At 71.0% G+C, this 19,531-nt stretch carries 17 protein-coding genes and 1 pseudogene; 12 read left to right on the top strand and 6 right to left on the bottom strand.

Annotated elements, in window-relative coordinates:
• Positions 1-52: 52 nt before the first annotated feature.
• The 3 genes from cysC to galT all read left to right on the top strand — a co-directional run bounded on the left by cysC (position 53) and on the right by galT (position 3,569).
• Positions 53-1,582 (top strand): adenylyl-sulfate kinase, encoded by a 1,530-nt coding sequence (gene cysC / locus ACSNN7_RS15190; protein WP_436681423.1) that lies wholly within the window; start codon positions 53-55, stop codon positions 1,580-1,582.
• 107 nt (positions 1,583-1,689) lie between these two features.
• Complete coding sequence (locus tag ACSNN7_RS15185; RefSeq protein WP_436681421.1) at positions 1,690-2,496, top strand: DeoR/GlpR family DNA-binding transcription regulator; 807 nt, start codon at positions 1,690-1,692, stop codon at positions 2,494-2,496.
• Positions 2,493-3,569, top strand: a complete 1,077-nt coding sequence (gene galT / locus ACSNN7_RS15180; RefSeq protein WP_436681420.1) for a galactose-1-phosphate uridylyltransferase — start codon at positions 2,493-2,495, stop codon at positions 3,567-3,569. Before ACSNN7_RS15185 ends, galT begins: the two co-directional genes overlap by 4 nt.
• Positions 3,570-3,626: 57 nt before the next feature.
• On the opposite strand, the gene ACSNN7_RS15175 is transcribed toward galT, so the two are convergent.
• Positions 3,627-4,670, bottom strand: coding sequence for a hypothetical protein (locus tag ACSNN7_RS15175; RefSeq protein WP_436681419.1), 1,044 nt, complete (start codon positions 4,668-4,670; stop codon positions 3,627-3,629).
• Between the two features lie 503 nt (positions 4,671-5,173).
• Between ACSNN7_RS15175 and ACSNN7_RS15170 the strand changes: the two genes are divergently transcribed.
• Entirely contained in the window at positions 5,174-5,587 is a 414-nt protein-coding gene (locus ACSNN7_RS15170; protein WP_436681418.1) for a hypothetical protein, read from the top strand.
• A 467-nt stretch (positions 5,588-6,054) separates the two neighbouring features.
• Here ACSNN7_RS15170 and ACSNN7_RS15165 read toward each other — a convergent pair whose 3' ends face one another.
• Positions 6,055-7,272, bottom strand: a complete 1,218-nt coding sequence (locus ACSNN7_RS15165) for an NADP-dependent isocitrate dehydrogenase (RefSeq protein WP_436681416.1) — start codon at positions 7,270-7,272, stop codon at positions 6,055-6,057.
• 135 nt (positions 7,273-7,407) lie between these two features.
• Here ACSNN7_RS15165 and ACSNN7_RS15160 point away from each other — a divergent pair.
• A pseudogene (locus tag ACSNN7_RS15160) lies at positions 7,408-8,172 on the top strand (MBL fold metallo-hydrolase); the annotation flags it as partial.
• Here the strand turns inward: ACSNN7_RS15160 and mdh are convergent.
• Complete coding sequence (gene mdh / locus ACSNN7_RS15155) at positions 8,157-9,107, bottom strand: malate dehydrogenase (protein WP_436681414.1); 951 nt, start codon at positions 9,105-9,107, stop codon at positions 8,157-8,159. The pseudogene ACSNN7_RS15160 and the gene mdh sit on opposite strands and share 16 nt — an antisense overlap.
• Before the next feature lie 101 nt (positions 9,108-9,208).
• Positions 9,209-10,069: a bifunctional methylenetetrahydrofolate dehydrogenase/methenyltetrahydrofolate cyclohydrolase gene (locus tag ACSNN7_RS15150; RefSeq protein WP_436681412.1), complete on the bottom strand. Its 861-nt coding sequence runs from the start codon at positions 10,067-10,069 to the stop codon at positions 9,209-9,211.
• Positions 10,070-10,482: 413 nt separating this feature from the next.
• Here ACSNN7_RS15150 and ACSNN7_RS15145 point away from each other — a divergent pair, with 413 nt between their 5' ends.
• The 5 genes from ACSNN7_RS15145 to ACSNN7_RS15125 all read left to right on the top strand — a co-directional run bounded on the left by ACSNN7_RS15145 (position 10,483) and on the right by ACSNN7_RS15125 (position 16,048).
• Positions 10,483-12,087 carry a peptide ABC transporter substrate-binding protein gene (locus tag ACSNN7_RS15145; RefSeq protein WP_436681410.1) on the top strand — a complete coding sequence of 535 codons (1,605 nt, stop codon included), beginning with the start codon at positions 10,483-10,485 and terminating at the stop codon, positions 12,085-12,087.
• Positions 12,088-12,166: 79 nt separating this feature from the next.
• Positions 12,167-13,105 carry an ABC transporter permease gene (locus ACSNN7_RS15140; protein ID WP_436681409.1) on the top strand — a complete coding sequence of 313 codons (939 nt, stop codon included), beginning with the start codon at positions 12,167-12,169 and terminating at the stop codon, positions 13,103-13,105.
• Positions 13,098-13,991 carry an ABC transporter permease gene (locus ACSNN7_RS15135; protein ID WP_436681407.1) on the top strand — a complete coding sequence of 298 codons (894 nt, stop codon included), beginning with the start codon at positions 13,098-13,100 and terminating at the stop codon, positions 13,989-13,991. Before ACSNN7_RS15140 ends, ACSNN7_RS15135 begins: the two co-directional genes overlap by 8 nt.
• 4 nt (positions 13,992-13,995) lie before the next feature.
• Positions 13,996-15,033 carry an ABC transporter ATP-binding protein gene (locus ACSNN7_RS15130; protein WP_436681405.1) on the top strand — a complete coding sequence of 346 codons (1,038 nt, stop codon included), beginning with the start codon at positions 13,996-13,998 and terminating at the stop codon, positions 15,031-15,033.
• Positions 15,017-16,048 (top strand): ABC transporter ATP-binding protein, encoded by a 1,032-nt coding sequence (locus tag ACSNN7_RS15125; RefSeq protein WP_436681404.1) that lies wholly within the window; start codon positions 15,017-15,019, stop codon positions 16,046-16,048. Before ACSNN7_RS15130 ends, ACSNN7_RS15125 begins: the two co-directional genes overlap by 17 nt.
• A gap of 120 nt (positions 16,049-16,168) precedes the next feature.
• Here the strand turns inward: ACSNN7_RS15125 and purH are convergent, their stop codons facing one another.
• Together purH and purN are read right to left on the bottom strand one after the other, a co-directional pair.
• On the bottom strand, positions 16,169-17,740 hold the full coding sequence (gene purH / locus ACSNN7_RS15120; protein ID WP_436681402.1) for a bifunctional phosphoribosylaminoimidazolecarboxamide formyltransferase/IMP cyclohydrolase: 1,572 nt from the start codon (positions 17,738-17,740) through the stop codon (positions 16,169-16,171).
• Positions 17,737-18,357, bottom strand: a complete 621-nt coding sequence (purN, locus tag ACSNN7_RS15115; protein ID WP_436681401.1) for a phosphoribosylglycinamide formyltransferase — start codon at positions 18,355-18,357, stop codon at positions 17,737-17,739. The genes purH and purN overlap by 4 nt, the downstream gene beginning before the upstream one ends.
• Before the next feature lie 178 nt (positions 18,358-18,535).
• Here purN and ACSNN7_RS15110 point away from each other — a divergent pair, with 178 nt between their 5' ends.
• Both ACSNN7_RS15110 and ACSNN7_RS15105 read left to right on the top strand, forming a co-directional pair.
• On the top strand, positions 18,536-18,841 hold the full coding sequence (locus tag ACSNN7_RS15110) for a CD225/dispanin family protein (RefSeq protein WP_436681400.1): 306 nt from the start codon (positions 18,536-18,538) through the stop codon (positions 18,839-18,841).
• A 26-nt stretch (positions 18,842-18,867) separates the two neighbouring features.
• Positions 18,868-19,494: a DUF4190 domain-containing protein gene (locus ACSNN7_RS15105; RefSeq protein WP_436681399.1), complete on the top strand. Its 627-nt coding sequence runs from the start codon at positions 18,868-18,870 to the stop codon at positions 19,492-19,494.
• Positions 19,495-19,531: the final 37 nt, after the last annotated feature.

The raw sequence follows: 19,531 nt of genomic DNA, 5'->3' as shown, positions 1-19,531 counted from the left end.
GATCGCCGGTCGGCTGCGAAACTGTGTGCCGGTCAGCGAGTGAGGGGTGCGGATGAGCAACGGGTGGGTGCTGCCCGACGAGGTGCTTCGGGACGCGCCGGCGTACACGCCGCGCCCGGGTGAGCTGGCCGATCTGGAGCTGTTGCTGACCGGTGCGTACGCGCCGCTGACCGGCTTCATGACCCGCGCCGACCTGGCCTCGCTGCACCGGCGGGGTCGGCTCGCCGACGGCACGCCGTGGCCGGTACCGGTGGCGCTGCAGGTGCCGGCGGCGCTGGCGAACGGGTTGAACCCGGCCGACCCGGGGCGCCGCACGCTGGTGCTCGCCGACGGCGAGGGCGCGCCGGTGGCAGCGCTGGAGGTCGCCGACGTTTGGACGGCCCGCGAGGGCGTGGCCGGGGTGGGCGGCACGGTACGCCGGCTCGGCGACGGCGGGCACGGCCCGTTCCAGCGGCTGCGCCGCACCCCGGAGGAGGTCCGGGCGCTGCTGCCCCCGGGCCGGGTGCTGGGTGTGATCGCCGACCGGCCGCTGCACCGGCCGCAGCTGGCCCAGATCGCGCACGCCGCCCGGACCCTGGGCGCGCACCTGCTGGTGATGATCCCGGTGGGTGAGGACGGCAACGGCGGCCTGCCGCCGGAGGCCCTGGTGCGCAGCGTCTTCGCCGCCCGGGACCGGATGCCCCCGGCGACCCTGATCGCCGTGCCGATCCCGCGCCGCCGCGACGAGATCAGCGACGCCCTGCTGCGGGCCCGGATCTCCGCCGCGTACGGGGTGACCCACCTGCTCTCCACCGGCGACATGCTCTCCGGCGCCGGCCTGCGGGTGCTGGTCCCCCGCGAGCTGGCCTACGACAACCGGGACGGGCAGTGGCGCTGGCGGGAGGACATCCCGCCGCGCAACCGGCGGCTGGCGCTGAGCCAGGAGGAGATCGACGACCTGCTGGACCGGGGCTTCCCGCTGCCCGAGTGGCACACCCCGCCGGCGGTGGCCAAGGAGCTGAGCCGGGCCCGTCCGCCACGGCGGCACCGGGGCCTGGTGGTCTTCCTGACCGGCCTCTCCGGCTCCGGCAAGTCGACCATCGCGCGCGGGCTGGCCGACGTGCTGCGCGAGCAGGGCGACCGGACGGTGACCCTGCTCGACGGCGACGTGGTGCGCCGGGAACTGTCGGCGGGGCTGGGCTTCAGCAAAGCCGACCGGGACGCCAACGTCCGCCGGATCGGCTGGGTGGCCGCCGAGATCGCCCGGCACCGGGGGGTGGGCATCTGCTGCCCGATCGCCCCGTACGCCCAGGCTCGGGCGGCCGCCCGGGACATGGCGCTGGCGGCCGGGGCCGGTTTCGTGCTGGTCCACGTGGCCACCCCGCTGGAGGTCTGCGAGCGGCGCGACCGCAAGGGCCTGTACGCCCGGGCCCGCGCCGGCCTGCTCACCGGGATGACCGGCGTCGACGACCCGTACGAGGAGCCGGTCGACGCGGAGATCGTGGTCGACACCACCGATCTGAGCGTCGACGAGGCCGTGCTGTCGGTGATGAACCACCTCACCGAGACCGGCTGGGTGGAGCCCCGCCTCCAGTCCACCTGATTCCCGCCAGGGCCGCCTTCCGTCGCTGCCCGCTGCGCGCTAGTGTTCATCTTTGTTGGAACACGTTCGAGCGCGTGAGAGTGCGTGGGAGCCGGAGGTGCGGGCGGATGCTGGCGCGGCAGCGGCAGGCGGCCATCCTGGACCGGGTCCGGACCGCCGGTGGCGTACGGGTCACCGACCTGGCGGCGGAGTTCGGCGTCTCCGACATGACCATCCGGCGTGACCTGGAGACGCTGCACGAGCAGGGCCTGCTGGCCAAGGTGCACGGCGGCGCCACGATCCCCGGCACCGGCTCCACCGACGAGCCGGGCTTCCACGCCAAGTCGGTGCGGCAGCTCACGGAGAAGGCGGCCATCGCCGCCCGCGCCGCCGAGCTGGTCCGCCCCGGCGCGGCGGTCGCGCTGTCGGCCGGCACCACCACCGCCGAGCTGGCCTGCCGGCTGGTCGACGTGCCCGGGCTGACCGTGGTGACCAACTCGCTGCCGGTGGCCGAGATCCTGCACGCGCAGGGCCGCCCCGACCAGACCGTGGTGCTCACCGGCGGCGTGCGCACCCCGTCCGACGCGCTGGTCGGCCCGCTGGCCGTGGGGGCGATCCGCTCGCTGCACCTGGACCTGCTCTTCCTCGGCGTGCACGGGATCACCGAACGGGCCGGCTTCACCACGCCGAACCTGATGGAGGCGGAGACCGACCGGGCCCTGGTGGCCGCCGCCGACCGGCTGGTGGTCCTGGCCGACCACACCAAGTGGGGCACCGTGGGCATCTCCTCGATCGTCGGCCTCGGCGCCGCCGACGTGCTGGTCACCGACGACCGGCTGGCCCCCGAGGCGCGCCGGGTACTCGAGGAGAACGTGGGAGAGCTGGTGGTCGTGGCGAGCACGGGCCGGGAGACGACGGAGGGGACGGCGCGGTGAAGCGTACGGCGATCGAACTGGCGGACGGCCGCGAGCTGATCTACTTCGACGAGCGGGACGACGCGGTCCGCGACCAGCCGGACCGGCGCGACCTGCCTCCTCCCCCGCAGGCCTCCCAGCTGCGCTACGACCCGCTGACCGACGAGTGGGTGGCGGTGGCGGTGCACCGGCAGACCCGCACCTTCCTCCCCCCGGCCGACCAGTGCCCGCTCTGCCCCACCCGGGGCGACCGGCTCAGCGAGATTCCGGCCCCGGACTACGACGTGGCCGTGTTCGAGAACCGGTTTCCCTCGCTGAGTCAGCGGGTCGCCGAGGAGCCGGCCGAGATCACCCCGTTCACCCCGGTACGCCCGGGCCTGGGCCGCTGCGAGGTCGTCTGCTTCACCGACGACCACAACGCCTCGTTCGCCGGCCTGCCGCCGCGCCGGGTGCGCACCGTGCTGGACGCGCTCGCCGACCGGACCGTGGCGCTCGCCGAGCTGCCCGGCGTCGAGCAGGTGTTCTGCTTCGAGAACCGGGGCGTGGAGATCGGGGTCACCCTGCACCACCCGCACGGGCAGATCTACGCGTACCCATTCGTGACGCCGCGGACCCGGTCGCTGCTGGCCGCCGCCCGCCGGCACGCCGAGCGCACCGGCGGCGGCAACCTCTACGCCGACGTGCTCGCCGCCGAGCGGGCCGCCGGTGACCGGGTGGTCACCAGCAACGAGCACTGGACGGCGTACGTGCCGGCGGCGGCCCGCTGGCCGTTCGAGGTGCACGTGGCCCCGCACCGGCCGGTGCCCGACATCCCGGCCCTGACCGACGCCGAGCGGGACGCGTTCGGGCCGCTCTACCTGGACGTGCTACGCCGCTTCGACGGGCTCTTCGACCTGCCCATGCCGTACATCGCGGCGTGGCACCAGGCGCCGGTGCGGATCGACCGGGAGCTGGGTCACCTGCACCTGCAGCTGTTCACCATCCGGCGGGCGAAGGACAAGCTGAAGTACCTGGCGGGCTCGGAGTCCGGCATGGGCGTCTTCATCAACGACATCGCGCCCGAGCGGGCCGCGGAGCTGCTGCGCGCCGCCTGAGCGGGCGAGCGGGGTCTGATCGGGGCGGTGCAGGGTGCCGGCGGCGCCGTCCTCTGGTCAGCGGAAGTGGTTCTGGTCGTCGTCGTCGTCACGCATCCAGTCGTACTCAGGTCCCCGCCGGCCACCGTGACCCGGCTGCCGAGGCTTCGGCGTATCGGCCACCGGAGGCCGGGGCGAGGGCGGTGACGGGTTCGGCGTCCGGGAGTCGAGCCCCCGAAGCCGCTCGCGAAGTTCGATCATGTCCCGCTCCAGACTGACGATCTGGTTGCGGAGTCGTTGCTGAGCCTCGTCGGACTCCTGCCGGTAGCGATCGAGGTCGTGGTAGCGCTTGTCGGCGATGTCGCGCGCTTCGGCGAGATCCACCCGGGTCCGGGACTCGCGCTGCTCGAGCTCCTCATACTCGCGCTTCTTCTGCTCGAGCGCCGCTTGGCTGTAGTTCGCCTCTTCATGTGCGTTGCGTACGCGTCGCTCCAGCAACTCGGCGGTCTCTTCGGCGGTCCGGACACGCTCCTGAAGCGTGGCGACCAACCCGTCGAGTTCCTGCTTCGTCTGACGGATGAGGTGGTGCGCCGACTCGAGGGTGGCGTAGTCCTTCTGGAGCGAGTGGAGTTGGCCCTGAAGGCCGGCAGCTTGATCACGAAGCCGGGCGGAGAGCTCCTCACCGCGTTCGAAACTCTCCTGGAGCCGCGCGATCTCCTCCTGCAGCAGCAGGACGCGAGTGGTGGGGTCACGAGCCTCTTCCGGTGAGGAGATCGCCTCTTCCACGGTCACCCCGTCGACGATCAGCCTGCCGGGATAGCGAGGCGGTCTCTCCCGGTGCACCGAGTAGTAGAAGCCGGCAAGGCGTTCGGCCTGGTGCGCGCGCCAGCCCTCTTCGGCGTCGTCCGGGGCGCAGTGGTCGAGCACCCATTCCACGAGTTGCCATCTGGGCCTGCCGTCGAGCTGACGACTGATCGTCTTGTAGGGATCTGGGCACTTGGTAGCTTCCTGGACCTTGTCCGCCAGACGCCGCATCGAGCCGTACCCCTTGCCATGCCGGCTCTCCATGAGCTCGCGCAGCGCCTTACTCAAGGGATTCGCGGGCTGCCTCAGGGTGTTCACGGATCGAATCTTTTCAGGGTGATCCGGGTGGAGGGAGTCAACTTCCGGCCACAAGGAAGTGTTTGGGCGCGCCGATTGCCACAAAACGGGCAACGTCTATCCACTGGGGAAGTCCGAGCCGACGGGGGGCTGGTCGGCCGGACGACAGGAGCCACTTCCCGGCGGAGGGAATTGAACCTCTCCGAGCATTTCCCGGGCATGAAAAGTTCGGCCATCAAGATCATGTGACGGCACCGCTGACAACGAGTGTCCTGACAGGTCAGCGAGGAGACCCGGGCGAATTTCCCGCTCGTCGCACCGCAGGGAACTTCCGATCAGTCCGGCCGGGCGTCGGGAAGTTCGGCACCCGCACACTTTCACGTCTTCTGGAGATCCATTCGGACGTGGTGCCATTTCCAGGCCGGCGCAACCACGTCGGCAAGGTTCAGGGGCGTCTACCGCTTCGCGCTCACGATGGAGGTAGACGCCCCTCCTGGAATCCCGAGGGGACTCACATGGCGAGTATGGCCGAACCACCGGCCGGCACAGAAGACCTGTCGCCTTACGACTCGGTGTCGAGCCGGCACACGCCGGTCCAGCGCAGCGGCGGCACCTGGACCGGGGTTGCCGCGGTCGTTCTGGTGCTCGGCGGTGCTGCCGGGCTCCTGCTGACCGGTCACACCCTGCAGGAATCGCTGATCGGTGCGGGCGGTCTCGCGCTCATCGGCGGTCAGGTGGCGCGGCGCATCGTCGCCGACGCCGGTCCGCTGCCGACGATCGTCGTGGCCTTCGCCGTCACCGCGTTCGGCGCGGTGATCCACCTGCAGGGTGCCACTCTCACGGAGGCCGTTGCGGGCGCCGGCATCGGCGGCTTCGCCGCCGGAGAGATCGCCGCCCGCATGTTCGGCACCGATCCGCGGCCGCAGCGGAAGGTGTAGCGCCGATGGTCACCGGGTCGGCTTCGTCCCCTGCTGTCGCACCGCGGCGGGCCGCCGGAGCCGACCAGCCCACCTTTGCGGCCGACCAGGTCGGACTGGCCCCGGCCCGGAACAGGGCGCGGGGGGCCCGGGACAGGGCCCCCCGCAGGGAAGGGACGGCTGGCTGTGCGCGACAGCCGGGAAGGCTGGCTGGTCGGCACTCGTGCCGCGAGGCGACCGCGGTCAACCTTCCTCAGACGCGACTGGCATCACGTCCACCCACTTCAACGACCCACGCCCACCCCGGTGACGCCGCCGGCGGCCGGCCCCGGCGGGCTCCCACCACCGTTTGCGGCGTGTCGGGCGATCCCCTCGCGCGGACACCCCGACCCGCCGCAGACCGGGTGCGACGACCAACCCCGGCCCCGGGTACGACGGAGCCCGCCGGCGGAACGCCGGCGGGCTCGATCGGTGGACCGGTACGCCGATCAGGCGCCGAGCCGGCGCGCCAGGTTCTCGTCCAGGGCGGCCATGAACTCGTCGGTGGTCAGCCACGGGGCGTCCCGCGAGATGAGCAGCGCGAGGTCCTTGGTCATCTGGCCACCCTCGACGGTGTCCACGATGACCTGCTCCAGGGTGTTGGCGAACTCGGTGACCGCCGGGGTGCCGTCGAGCTTGCCCCGGTGGGCCAGGCCCCGGGTCCAGGCGTAGATGGAGGCGATCGGGTTGGTCGAGGTCTTCTCGCCCTTCTGCCACTGCCGGTAGTGCCGGGTGACCGTGCCGTGCGCGGCCTCGGCCTCGACGGTGCGGCCGTCCGGGGAGAGCAGGACCGAGGTCATCAGGCCGAGCGAGCCGAAGCCCTGCGCGACGGTGTCGGACTGCACGTCACCGTCGTAGTTCTTGCAGGCCCAGACGTAGCCGCCCTCCCACTTGAGCGCGGCGGCGACCATGTCGTCGATCAGCCGGTGCTCGTAGGTGATGCCGGCGGCGTCGAACTCGGCCTTGAACTCGGTCTCGAACACCTCGGCGAAGATGTCCTTGAACCGGCCGTCGTACGCCTTGAGGATGGTGTTCTTGGTGGACAGGTAGACCGGGTAGTTGCGGTCCAGGCCGTACCGGAACGAGGCCCGGGCGAAGTCCCGGATCGACTCGTCGAAGTTGTACATGCCCATGGCGATGCCGCCGCCGGGGAAGTTGGCGACCTCCATCTCCATCGGGGCGCCGCCGTCGGCCGGGGTGTAGGTGATGGTCACCGTGCCCGGGCCGGGGACGACGAAGTCGGTGGCCTTGTACTGGTCACCGTGGGCGTGCCGGCCGATGATGATCGGCTTGGTCCAGCCGGGGACGAGCCGCGGCACGTTGGACATGATGATCGGCTCGCGGAAGACGACGCCGCCGAGGATGTTGCGGATGGTGCCGTTCGGCGACCGCCACATCTTCTTCAGGCCGAACTCCTCGACCCGGGCCTCGTCCGGGGTGATGGTCGCGCACTTGACGCCGACGCCGTGCTCCTTGATGGCGTTGGCGGCGTCGACGGTCACCTGGTCGTCGGTCTCGTCGCGGTGCTGGATCGAGAGGTCGTAGTAGTGCAGGTCGACGTCGAGGTAGGGCAGGATCAGCTGCTCACGGATCTGCTTCCAGATGATCCGGGTCATCTCGTCGCCGTCGAGCTCCACGACCGGGTTGTTTACCTTGATCTTCGCCATCGACCGGCGCTCCTCTCGGGGGACACGTGCTCAAGCAGTACGAGCGTACTGGAAACTGACCGGCGCCCCCCATCCGGCCTCGGTCGGCCGGATAACCGGGTGCCCGGCAGGGAAGATCACTGGCACCATGTCCCGATGCCACTGAGCCGTACCCTCGGGTCTATCACGGTCACCGCGCTCACCGACGGCGAGGGGCCGTTCTTCCAACCCCGTACCGAGGCCTTCCCCGACGCCACGGCGGCGCACTGGCGCGAGGCGGACCGGCGCGACCCCACCTCGGTCACCGCCGACGGCCGCTGGTGGCTGCCGTTCCGCAGTTTCGCGCTCCGCGACGGCGACGGACCGGTCACGCTGGTCGACGCCGGCATCGGGCCGGCCGACGCCCCGGCCGCGAGCTGGGCGCCGGTGCCGGGGCGGCTCCCCGCCGAGTTGGCCGCGGCCGGCATCGAGCCCGCCGACGTCGGCACCGTGATCCTCACCCACCTGCACAGCGACCACATCGGGTGGGCGGTCACCGGCGCGCCCGGCCGCCCGTACTTCCCGAACGCCGACTACGTGGTGCAGCGGGCCGAGCTGGACGCGATGGAGACGATCAACCCGGGGCTGCCGGCCGACCTGGTCGCCCCCTTGCGCGCCGCCGGCCAGCTCCGGGTGGTCGACGGCGACACCCCGCTCACCCCGGGGGTACGCCTGCTGAGCACGCCCGGGCACACTCCCGGCCACCAGTCGGTGCTCATCGACGCCGGCGACGAGCGGCTCCTGCTCACCGGCGACCTCCTGGTGCACACCGTGCAACTCGTCGACCCCGAGCTGGCGTACGCCCACGAGGAGGACCCGGACACCGCCCGCACCTCCCGCACCACCCTTCGGGTGGTGCTGGTGGATCACATGTTGGCGACGTCGGCCTGCTTGGCGCGGACGGCCTCGGCGGCCTCCTTCAGGCTGGCCAGCTCGTCGGCGTCCAGGTCGGTCTCGACGACGCGGCGGACGCCCTCGGCGCCGATCTCGGCCTCGACGCCCAGGTAGACGCCGGAGATGCCGTACTCGCCGTCGACCCAGGCGCAGACCGGCATGACCTCGCCGGAGTCCTCCGCGACGGCCTTGGCCATCCGGGCGGCGGCGGCCGACGGGGCGTAGTACGCCGAGCCGGTCTTCAGCAGCGCCACGACCTCGGCGCCACCGTTGCGGGTCTTGACGACCAGCTCCTCGATCTGCTCGGCCGGCATGGCCTCGCGCAGCGGCTTGCCGTTCACCGTGCTCTTCGACGGCACCGGCACCATGGTGTCGCCGTGCGAGCCGAGGGTCAGCGTCTTCACCGACTTCACCGGTACGCCGAGCGCCTCGGCCACGAAGTTGGTGAACCGGGCGGTGTCGAGCATGCCGGCCTGGCCGAGCACCCGGTTCTTCGGGAACTGGGTGGCGAGCTGGGCCAGCGCGGTCATCTCGTCGAGCGGGTTGGAGACGACGATGACGACGGCGTTCGGGGCGTACTTGGCGACGTTCTCGGAGACCTGGCGGACGATCTTGGCGTTCGTCTCCAGCAGGTCCATCCGGCTCATGCCCGGCTTGCGCGGCAGGCCGGCGGTGATGACGACGACGTCGGAGCCCTCGATGGCCTCGTAGCCCTCGCCGGCCGGGCCGGTGGTGACGCCGACGACCTTGGTCTCGAAGCCCTCGACCGCGCGGGACTGGTTGAGGTCGAGCGCGAGACCCGCCGGCTTGCCCTCCACGATGTCGGTGATCACGACGGTGTCGAAGACGTCGTACTCGGCCAGGCGCTGTGCGGTGGTGGAGCCGTAGAAGCCGGCCCCGACGACAGTGACCTTCTTACCCATGGTCGTCCCACTCCCTGATACCAGTCGGTTTTCCGGACCGTATCAGCCATCCTGGCACTCGACCGGCCAGGGGCGGACGGTTATGACACCGATGGGCGCGCTCAGCCCCGCTCCGCCCGTTCGACCACGTTCGTCAGGAGCATGGCCCGGGTCATCGGGCCGACGCCGCCGGGCATCGGGACCACCTTGCCGGCCGCCTCGGCCACCTCCGGGTCCACGTCCCCGGTGTAGCGGCCCTTGCCGTCCGCGCCGATCACCCGGGTGATGCCGACGTCCACCACGGTCGCGCCGGGAGTGATCATGTCGGCGGTGAGCAGCCCGGGTACGCCCGCCGCGACGATCACGATGTCGGCGGCGCGGGTGTGCGAGGCGAGGTCCAGGGTGCCGGTGTGGCAGAGCGTCACGGTGGCGTTCTCGCTGCGCCGGGTGAGCAGCAGGCCCAGCGGGCGGCCGACGGTGTTGCCCCGGCCCACGACGGCCACGGTCGCGCCGCGCAGCGGCACGTCGTACCGGCGGAGCAGCTCGACGATCCCGCGCGGGGTGCAGGGCAGCGGGCCGTCGTAGCCGAGCACCAGCCGGCCCAGGTTGACCGGGTGCAGGCCGTCGGCGTCCTTGTCCGGGTCGATCATCTCCAGCGCACGCTGGGTGTCCAGGTGGGCCGGCAGCGGCAGCTGGACGATGTAGCCGTGACAGGCCGGGTCGGCGTTCAGCTCGGTCAGGACCGCGTCGACCTGCTCCTGGGTGGCGTCGGCGGGCAGCTCGCGGCGGATGGAGGCGATCCCGACCTCGGCGCAGTCGCGGTGCTTGCCGTTGACGTACGCCTGGGAGCCGGGGTCGGCCCCGACCAGGACGGTGCCGAGACCGGGGGTGATGCCCCGCTCGGCCAGGGCCTTGACCCGCGTCCGCAGTTCGTCCTTGATTTCCGCCGCGGTCGCCTTGCCGTCCAGGATCGTCGCCGTCACGTCCAGATCGTCTCATGGCGACCGGCGACGGTTGGGACGACGGCAAACCGTGACCTTCCGTTAGGTGTGCTTCATCACTCAGAGTCACGGTATGTGGATCCGGCCACAGACCGGGGCGGACACCGGATCATCAGTCGGCACGGAGCGGACAGCGGGAAGACAACCGCGCAGGCCGGTCCGGAGTCGTCGGCAGGCCCGGGAAGCCGCTCCTTGAAAGCGACATTGAGCAGCAGATTCTCCACCCGCCCTAACAGAGGGGCCGGGAGCAGACAAGATGATGGCGGACTATCCGTTACTGGTTCGCAACGCTCTCGTTGCCGAAGCGGCCGGGGTCGACCTACCGTTGCCCATCGTTGCGCAGCGTCACCCAGCACCGGGCCTGACTGCGCAGCGTGAGGAGACGAGGAGACTCAATGCGAGTTCGTAGGCTTGCCGCCTGGACCGCTCTCCCGCTCGCGGTGACGCTTGGCCTGGTGGCCTGCGGCTCGGGCGGCGACAGCGGATCAGGGCAGAGCGACCCCAACGCGGCCGTGCGGATCGAGATCGCCGAGCCGCAGCACCTGGTGCCCACCAACACCAACGAAACCAGTGGTTCCCAGGTGCTCGCCGCCCTGTTCAGCCCGCTGGTCGACTACGACGAGGCCAACAAGCCGTACGAGGTGGCGGCCGAGTCGGTGACGTCGTCGGACAACAAGGTCTGGACGGTCAAGCTGAAGGACGGCTACACCTTCCACAACGGTGAGAAGGTCACGGCCGACAACTACCTCGACGCCTGGAACTACGGCGCGTACGCCCCCAACGGCCAGAACTCCAGCTACTTCTTCGAGAAGGTGGCCGGCTACGAGGACCTCCAGGGCGAGAAGCCGGCGGCGAAGACGCTCTCCGGGCTGAAGAAGGTCGACGACCTGACCTTCACCGTGACGCTGACCGAGCCGTACAGCGAGTTCAAGACGATGCTCGGCTACACGGCCTTCTACCCGCTGCCGAAGGCGGCCTTCTCCGCCCCGGGCGTGCTGGCCGAGGGCTACGAGCAGGCGCCGATCGGGCAGGGCCCGTTCAAGATCAAGGGCACCTGGCAGCACGACGCCAAGGTCGAGGTCGAGAAGTACGACGCCTTCCCCGGCGAGAAGCCGAAGGTGGCCGGCGTCGAGTTCCGGATCTACCAGCAGCCGACCGCGGCGTACGCGGACGTGCTCTCGGACAACCTGGACGTCATCAAGACCATCCCGACGGAGAACCTGTCGACGGCCGCCACCGACCTCGGTGACCGGTTCCAGCAGAGCCCGGCGTCGTCGCTGCAGGTGCTGGCCTTCCCGACGTTCCAGAAGGAATTCAGCAGCCCCGAGGTCCGCAAGGCGATCTCGATGGCGATCGACCGGGACGAGATCACCAAGTCGATCTTCAAGGACTCGCAGCAGCCGGCCCGTTCCTTCGTCTCGCCCGTCGTGGCGGGTTACCGGGAGAACACCATCGGCGCGGCGGGCGAGTTCGACGCGGCCAAGGCCAAGGCGATGTACCAGGCCGCGGGTGGCCCGTCCACGATCGAGCTGTCGTACAACGGCGACGGCGGCCACAAGGACTGGGTCGACGCGACCTGCAACCAGCTCAAGGCCAACCTCGGCGTGGAGTGCGTCGGCACCGCCGAGCCCAAGTTCGCGGACCTGCTGACCAAGCTCAAGGCCAAGCAGCCGGTCGGCCTGTTCCGGATGGGCTGGGTCATGGACTACCCGTCCATGGAGAACTACCTGGGCCCGCTGTACAGCAGCAAGGGTTCCTCGAACTACTACGGCTACAGCAACCCGGAGTTCGACAAGCTGCTGGCCGAGGGCGCCAAGGCGCCGAGCGAGGACGAGGCGATCAAGAAGTACCAGGCCGCGGAGGACCTCCTGGCCGAGGACCTGCCGGTGATCCCACTCCGGTACGGCCAGAACAACTTCGGCCACTCGACCAAGGTCAAGAACGTGGAGATGGATCTCTTCGACCGGGTCGACCTGCTGAAGCTCGAGGCCGTCAAGTAACAGCGCTCGACGGGTCGGGTCACCGTGCGGTGGCCCGGCCCACCCGCGCCCTTCGCCCCTTGTCAGAGAGATTCCACGTATGTTCCGCTTCATTCTGCGGCGACTGCTCCAGATGGTCCTGGCCTTCTTCGGGACCACGCTGATCGTCTACGCACTGATGTTCGCCGGTCAGGGCGACCCGATCCAGGCGCTCGCGGGCGAGCGTCCGGTCACCGCCGCCCAGCGGGCATACCTGACGCAGAAGTTCCACCTCGACCAGACCGGGGTCGGCGGCTTCTTCTACCGCTACTTCGACTACATCTCCAACCTGCTCCGGGGTGACCTGGGGCAGTCGCTGACCGGCCGGCAGATCAGCGACATCCTCGCCGCCGCCTGGCCGGTGACCGTCAAGCTGGCGCTCATCGCGATGGCCGTGACGATCCTGTTCGGCGTCACCGCGGGGGTGCTCGCCGGCATCCGCCGGGCCAGCATCTTCGACAACTCCACCCTGGTGCTGACCCTGCTGGTGCTCGGCATCCCGACGATCGTGCTGGCCCCGCTGGCGCAGTACTTCCTCGGCGTCAAGTGGCAGCTCTTCCCGCCCACCGCCGGCGCCGAGCCCGACCTGTACGCGCTGCTGCTCCCCGGCATCGTGCTCGGCTCGCTCTCGCTGGCCACCGCGCTGCGGCTGACCCGCACCTCGGTCGCGGAGAACCTGCGCGCCGACTACGTCCGGACGGCCCGCTCCAAGGGCCTGGTCAAGCGGCGGATCGTCAGCGTGCACGTGCTGCGCAACTCGCTCATCCCGGTGGTCACCTTCCTCGGCGTCGAGCTGGGCAACCTGATGAGCGGCGCGATCATCACCGAGGGCGTGTTCAACATCCCCGGCGTCGGCTTCAACCTCTTCCGGGGCATCCGCACCGAGGACGGCCCGCTGGTGGTCGGCATCGTCAGCGTGCTCGTCGTGGTCTACCTCCTCTCCAACCTGGTGGTGGACGTCCTGTACGCCGTACTCGACCCGAGGATCCGCTATGAGTGAGCGCAGCGAACGAATCGGCGCGCCGCAGAAGGCCCGCAGCCTGGCCGGCGACGCCTGGCGCGACCTGCGCCGCAACCCGATCTTCTGGATCAGCCTCACGCTGGTCGTGGTGGTCGCCGCGATGGCGGCCGTACCCTCGCTCTTCACCGCCAACGACCCGCGCGACTGCCTGCTCTCCCGGCAGCACGACCCGGCGTCCGGCGGGGCCGTCTTCGGGTACGACTTCCAGGGCTGCGACACGTACGCCCGGGCGGTCTACGGCGCCCGCGCCTCGCTGCTGGTCGGCGCGCTCTCCGCGCTGCTCACCGGCATCGTCGCGCTGGTGGTCGGAATGCTGGCCGGCTACTTCGGCCGCTGGGTCGACGCGGTGCTCTCCCGCGTGATCGACATCGTGCTCGGCATCCCGCTGCTGCTCGCCGCCATCGTGCTGCTCAAGCGGGTCAGCACCAGCAGCGACAACGTCCGGCTGTTCGCGGTGATCTTCGTGCTGGCGGTGCTCGGCTGGACCACCGCCGCCCGGGTGGTCCGCTCCTCGGTGATCACCGCCAAGGAGCAGGACTACGTGGCGGCGGCCCGGATGCTCGGCGCCGGCAACGGCCGGATCATGTGGCGGCACATCCTGCCGAACGCGCTCGCCCCGGCGATCGTGGTGCTCACCATCGCGCTCGGCTCGTTCATCGCCGCCGAGGCGACGCTGAGCTTCCTCGGCATCGGTCTCAAGGCCCCGACCATCTCCTGGGGCATCGACATCGACGCCGGCCGGGTGCACATGCGCGAGTCGGCGACGCCGCTGGTCGTACCGTCCGCCTTCCTCGCGCTGACCGTCCTCGCCTTCATCATGCTGGGCGACGCCATCCGCGACGCCTTCGACCCGAAGCTCCGGTGACCCGATGACCCAGTCCGCTGTCCGTCCGATGCCCGCCTCCCCCACGCCCGAGGGTGGCCACCTGCTCGACATCCGGGACCTGCACGTCGAGTTCCGTACCAACGAGGGCGTCGCCAAGGTGATCAACGGGGTCTCGTACCACCTGGACGCCGGCGAGACCCTCGCGGTGCTCGGCGAGTCCGGCTCCGGCAAGTCGGTCACCGCCCAGGCGATCATGGGCATCCTCGACACGCCGCCGGCGGTGATCCGTTCCGGTCAGATCCTCTACCAGGGCCGGGACCTGCTGAAGCAGCCGGAGGAGCAGCGCCGCCAGGTGCGGGGCAAGGAGATCGCGATGATCTTCCAGGACGCCCTCTCCGCGCTGAATCCGGTCTTCCCGGTCGGCTGGCAGATCGGCGAGACGCTGCGCCAGCGCGAGGGGATGTCCAAGGCGGACGCCCGCCGGCGCGCCGTCGAGCTGATGGACCTGGTCCGCATCCCGGCCGCGGCGAAGCGCCTCGGCGACTACCCGCACCAGTTCTCCGGCGGCATGCGGCAGCGCGTCATGATCGCGATGGCGCTGGCCATGAACCCGAAGGTGCTGATCGCCGACGAGCCCACCACCGCGCTGGACGTGACCGTGCAGGCCCAGATCATGGACCTGCTGGCCGACCTGCGGCGAGACCTCGACATGGCAATGATCCTGATCACCCACGACCTCGGCGTGGTCGCCGGCGTCGCGGACCGGATCGCGGTCATGTACGCCGGCCGGATCGTCGAGCACGCCGACGTGCGCTCGCTGTACCGCACGCCCGCCCACCCGTACACGAAGGGGCTGCTGGAGTCGATCCCGCGCATGGACGTGCGGGGCCAGGAGCTGTCGACGATCAAGGGGCTGCCGCCGAACCTGATGCGGATCCCCTCCGGCTGCCCGTTCCACCCCCGGTGCCCGTACGCGCAGCAGGTCTGCGTGGACGAGGTGCCGCACGACCTGGTTCTCGGCGACGGCCGGACCAGCGCGTGCCACTTCGCGCAGGAGGTCCGAGATGACAGCGCCCGCTAGCCCCGCCAAGCTCCGGGGCGAGACCATCCTCTCCGTCGACAACCTGGTCAAGCACTTCCCGATCAGCCAGGGCGTGCTGTTCCAGAAGCAGACCGGCGCGGTCCGGGCCGTCGACGGGGTGAGCTTCGAGCTGCGCCGGGGCGAGACCCTGGGCATCGTGGGCGAGTCCGGCTGCGGCAAGTCGACGCTGGCCCGGCTGCTGATGCGGCTGGAGACGCCGACCTCCGGCCGGGCCACCCTGGAGGGGAAGGACCTCTTCTCGGCGTCCGGGGGCGAGCTGCGCCGGCTGCGGCGCAACATGCAGATGGTGATGCAGGACCCGTACACCTCGCTCAACCCGCGGATGACGGTCGGCGACATCATCGGCGAGCCGTTCGACATCCACCCGGAGGCGGCCCCGAAGGGCAGCAAGCAGCGGCGGGTGCAGGAGCTGCTGGACGTGGTCGGGCTCAACCCGGAGCACGTCAACCGCTACCCGCACCAGTTCTCCGGTGGCCAGCGGCAGCGCATCGGCATCGCCCGGGCGCTCGCCCTGCGCCCCGAGGTGATCGTCTGCGACGAGCCGGTCTCCGCGCTGGACGTCTCGATCCAGGCGCAGGTGATCAACCTGCTGGAGCAGCTCCAGGACGAGTTCGGGCTCTCGTACATCTTCATCGCGCACGACCTGTCGGTGGTCCGGCACATCTCGGACCGGGTCGCGGTGATGTACCTCGGCAAGATCGTCGAGGTCGGCACCGAGGACGAGATCTACGAGCGCGCGACCCACCCGTACACCCAGGCGCTGCTCTCGGCGGTGCCGGTGCCGGACCCGGAGGTCCGTAACGACCGGACCATCATCCGGCTCACCGGCGACGTGCCGAGCCCGGCCGACCCGCCGTCCGGCTGCCGCTTCCGCACCCGTTGCTGGAAGGCGCAGGAGGTCTGCGCCCGCGAGGAGCCGCTGACCATCGCACGCGCCGCCGACCCGCACCCCTCGGCCTGCCACTTCGCCGAGGTCCGCCCCGCGGCGGCCTGACCCTGCCCGGTCCCGCCCCCGTACGGACCCGTACGGGGGCGGGACCGTTGTTGAAGCCGATTTCGCAGGGCCGGCTGTGCGGCCGAGGGAGCGGGCAGGCCGCCCCCTCGGCCGGCGCGGTCAGTGGAAGAAGTGGCGGGTGCCGGTCAGGTACATCGTGACGCCGGCCTCCTTGCAGGCGGCGATGGTCTCCTCGTCGCGGATGGAACCACCGGGCTGCACGATCGCCCGCACGCCCGCCTCGATGAGGATCTGCGGGCCGTCGGCGAACGGGAAGAACGCGTCCGAGGCCGCCACCGAGCCGCGCGCCCGGTCCGCGCCGGCCCGGCTGACCGCCAGCCGCGCCGAGTCCACCCGGTTGACCTGGCCCATGCCGACGCCGACGGAGGCACCGTCCTTGGCCAGCAGGATCGCGTTGCTCTTCACCGCGCGGACCGCCCGCCAGGCCAGGACGAGGTCCCGCAGGGTCGCCTCGTCGGCCGCCTCGCCGGTCGCCAGGCGCCAGGTGGCCGGATCGTCGCCCTCGGCGTCGATCCGGTCGCGCTGCTGCACCAGCACGCCACCGGTGACCTGCCGCCACTCCGCGGGCAGCGGCCGGAACTCCGGGGCCCGCAGCAGCCGGATGTTCTTCTTGGCCTGGAGGATCTCCCGGGCGCCTTCCTCGAACTCCGGCGCGACCAGCACCTCGGTGAAGATCTCCGCGACCTGCCGGGCCAGCTCGACGCTGACCGGCCGGTTCACCGCGATCACCCCGCCGAACGCGGAGACCGGGTCGCAGGCGTGCGCCTTGCGGTGCGCCTCGGCCACGTCCGCCCCGACCGCGATGCCGCACGGGTTGGCGTGCTTGATGATCGCCACCGCCGGCTGGTCGGCGAAGTCGTTCGCGGCCCGCCAGGCCGCGTCCGCGTCGAGGTAGTTGTTGTAGGACATCTCCTTGCCGTGCAGCTGCTCGGCCTGCGCCAGACCGGCCGGGCTGGACGGGTCGGCGTAGACGGCCGCCGCCTGGTGCGGGTTCTCCCCGTAGCGGAGCACCGCCTGACGGCGCAGGCTCAGCCCGGCGAACTGCGGCCACCCGTCGGCGGCCGGGGCCAGGGTGCCGGCGAACCACTCGGCGACGGCGACGTCGTACTCGGCGATGTCGGCGAAGGCGCGGGCGGCGAGCGCCCGGCGCTGGGCGAGCGTGAAGCCGCCCTCGGCGAGGGCGGCCACCAGGGACGGGTACGCCGCCGGGTCGGTCACCACCGCGACCGAGGCGTGGTTCTTGGCCGCGGCCCGGACCATCGCCGGCCCGCCGATGTCGATCTGCTCCACGCACTCGTCCTGGCTCGCGCCCGAGGCGACCGTGGCCTGGAACGGATAGAGGTTGGAGACCAGCAGGTCGATCCCGGCGATGCCGTGCTCGTCGAGCTGGGCGGCGTGCGAGTCCTTGCGCAGGTCGGCGAGGAGACCGCCGTGGATCTTCGGGTGCAGGGTCTTCACCCGGCCGTCGAGGATCTCCGGGAAGCCGGTCACCTGCTCGACCGGGGTCACCGGCACACCCGCGCCTGAGATCGTCGACGCGGTGCTGCCGGTCGAGACGATCTCCACCCCGGCGCCGTGCAGGGCCCGGGCCAGCTCGACCAGGCCGCTCTTGTCGTAGACGCTGACCAGTGCCCGCCTGATCGGGCGACGCCCGTCCTCAGTGGAACTCACGGAACCGTGACCTTTCTTCCGGTGATCGTCCAACCTTCACGGACCAGCCGCCCGACCTGCTCGACGAGCTGACGCCGCTCGGCTTCCTTGATGCGCTCGGTGAGCGTCTCCTCGTCGTCGTCGTCGTGCACCGGCACGGCGACCTGCGCGACGATCGGGCCGGTGTCCATCCCGGCATCGACGAAGAAGAGGGTGGCCCCGGTGACCTTGACGCCGTAGGCCAGCGCGTCACGGGGGCCGTGGATGCCGGGGAACGCCGGCAGCAGGGTGTTGTGCGTGTTCAGGTAGCGGTCGCCGAAGGCGGCCAGGAAGTGCGGCCCGACCAGCTTCAGGAAGCCCGCCGAGATCACCAGGTCGGGCCGGTGCTCGGCGACGTGCGCGGTGAGCGCGGCGTCCCAGTCCTCCCGGGTCGGGTGGTCCTTGACGCGGTCGACGAAGGTCGGCACCCCGGCGGCGGCGGCCCGGTCCAGGCCGGCGATCCCGTCGCGGTCCGCGCCGACGGCCACCACCCGGGCCCCGTACGCGGGGTCGGCGGCGGCGTCGAGCAGCGCCTGGAGGTTGCTGCCGGAACCGGAGACGAGGACGACGAGGCGGGCGACGGACGCGGGCTCGGTCACGCGGCCACCCTATCGGGCAGGTCAGGACTCCCAGCGGTCGGGCAGCGGCGATTCGGGTGATCACGCGGGTGGCACGCACGCGATACGCTGCCGGTCGCTCGGTGGCCGGCCTCATGCTCGCCGCCGCACCCTTCACCAATGATCAGGCACGGACAGTGCCGACGGAGCGAGGAGCACCATGCAGCCCGGTTACCCCAACCCTGCGCAGCAGCAGCCGATCAACAACAACATGACGATGTCCATCGTCGCCATCTTCTTCTTCTGGCCGCTGGCCATCCCGGCGATCATCAACGCCTCCAAGGTCAACCCGCTGCTCCAGCAGGGCGACTACGCGGGCGCGCAGGCCGCGGCGAACGAGTCGAAGAAGTGGTCGAAGTGGGCGATCATCATCGGCGCCGTCTGGCTCGTGATCGTTCTGCTGTGCTGCCTCGCCGGCGGCCTGGCCGGAGTCATGGGTTCCGACACCAGCAGCAGCAGCTACTGACGACCCCCGACTGAGGAGCACCCGCCATGCAGCCCGGACACCCCGGTCAGGACCCGTACGGCCAGCAGCCGCCACACGACCCGTACGGCCAGCCCGCCTCCGGGCAGCCGTACGGGCAGCCGCAGGACCCGTACGCCCAGCCTCCGCAGGCGCCGTACGGGCAGCAGCCGCACGACCCGTACGCCCCGCCGCCGCAGGCCCCGTACGGCCAGCAGCCCACCTCGGGCCAGCCGTACGGGCAGCCGGTCTCCGGTGACCCCTACGGCCAGCCCACCTCGGGCCAGCCCTACGGGGCGCCGGGTCAGCCGTACGGGCAGCAGCCGTACCAGGATCCGTACGGCCAGCAGCCGTACGGCATGCCGGCCTACCCGCACGCGGGCTACCCGCAGCCGCAGGGCCAGCAGAACACCCTCGGCCTGGTGTCGATGATCCTGGGCATCGTCTCGATTCCGATGGTCTGCTGCTACCTCGGCATCCCGCTGGGGATCGCGGCCCTGATCACCGGGTGGCTGGGGCGGCAGAAGGCCGGCCAGGGGCTGGCGAGCAACGGCGGCCAGGCCCTCGCGGGTCTGATCTGCGGAGGGATCGGCCTGGCGCTGGGCATCCTGCAGATCGTGTTTCTCATCGCCGGCATCGCCATGCCGAACTCCTGAGTCCACTCGACGGAAGGGGCGTCCCGGATCTCCGGGG

The organism is Micromonospora sp. URMC 105, from assembly GCF_051386295.1.
Lineage (GTDB): Bacteria > Actinomycetota > Actinomycetes > Mycobacteriales > Micromonosporaceae > Micromonospora.
The sequence above is the reverse complement of the archived record's forward strand: the minus strand, read 5'-3'. Positions and strand labels throughout refer to the sequence as shown.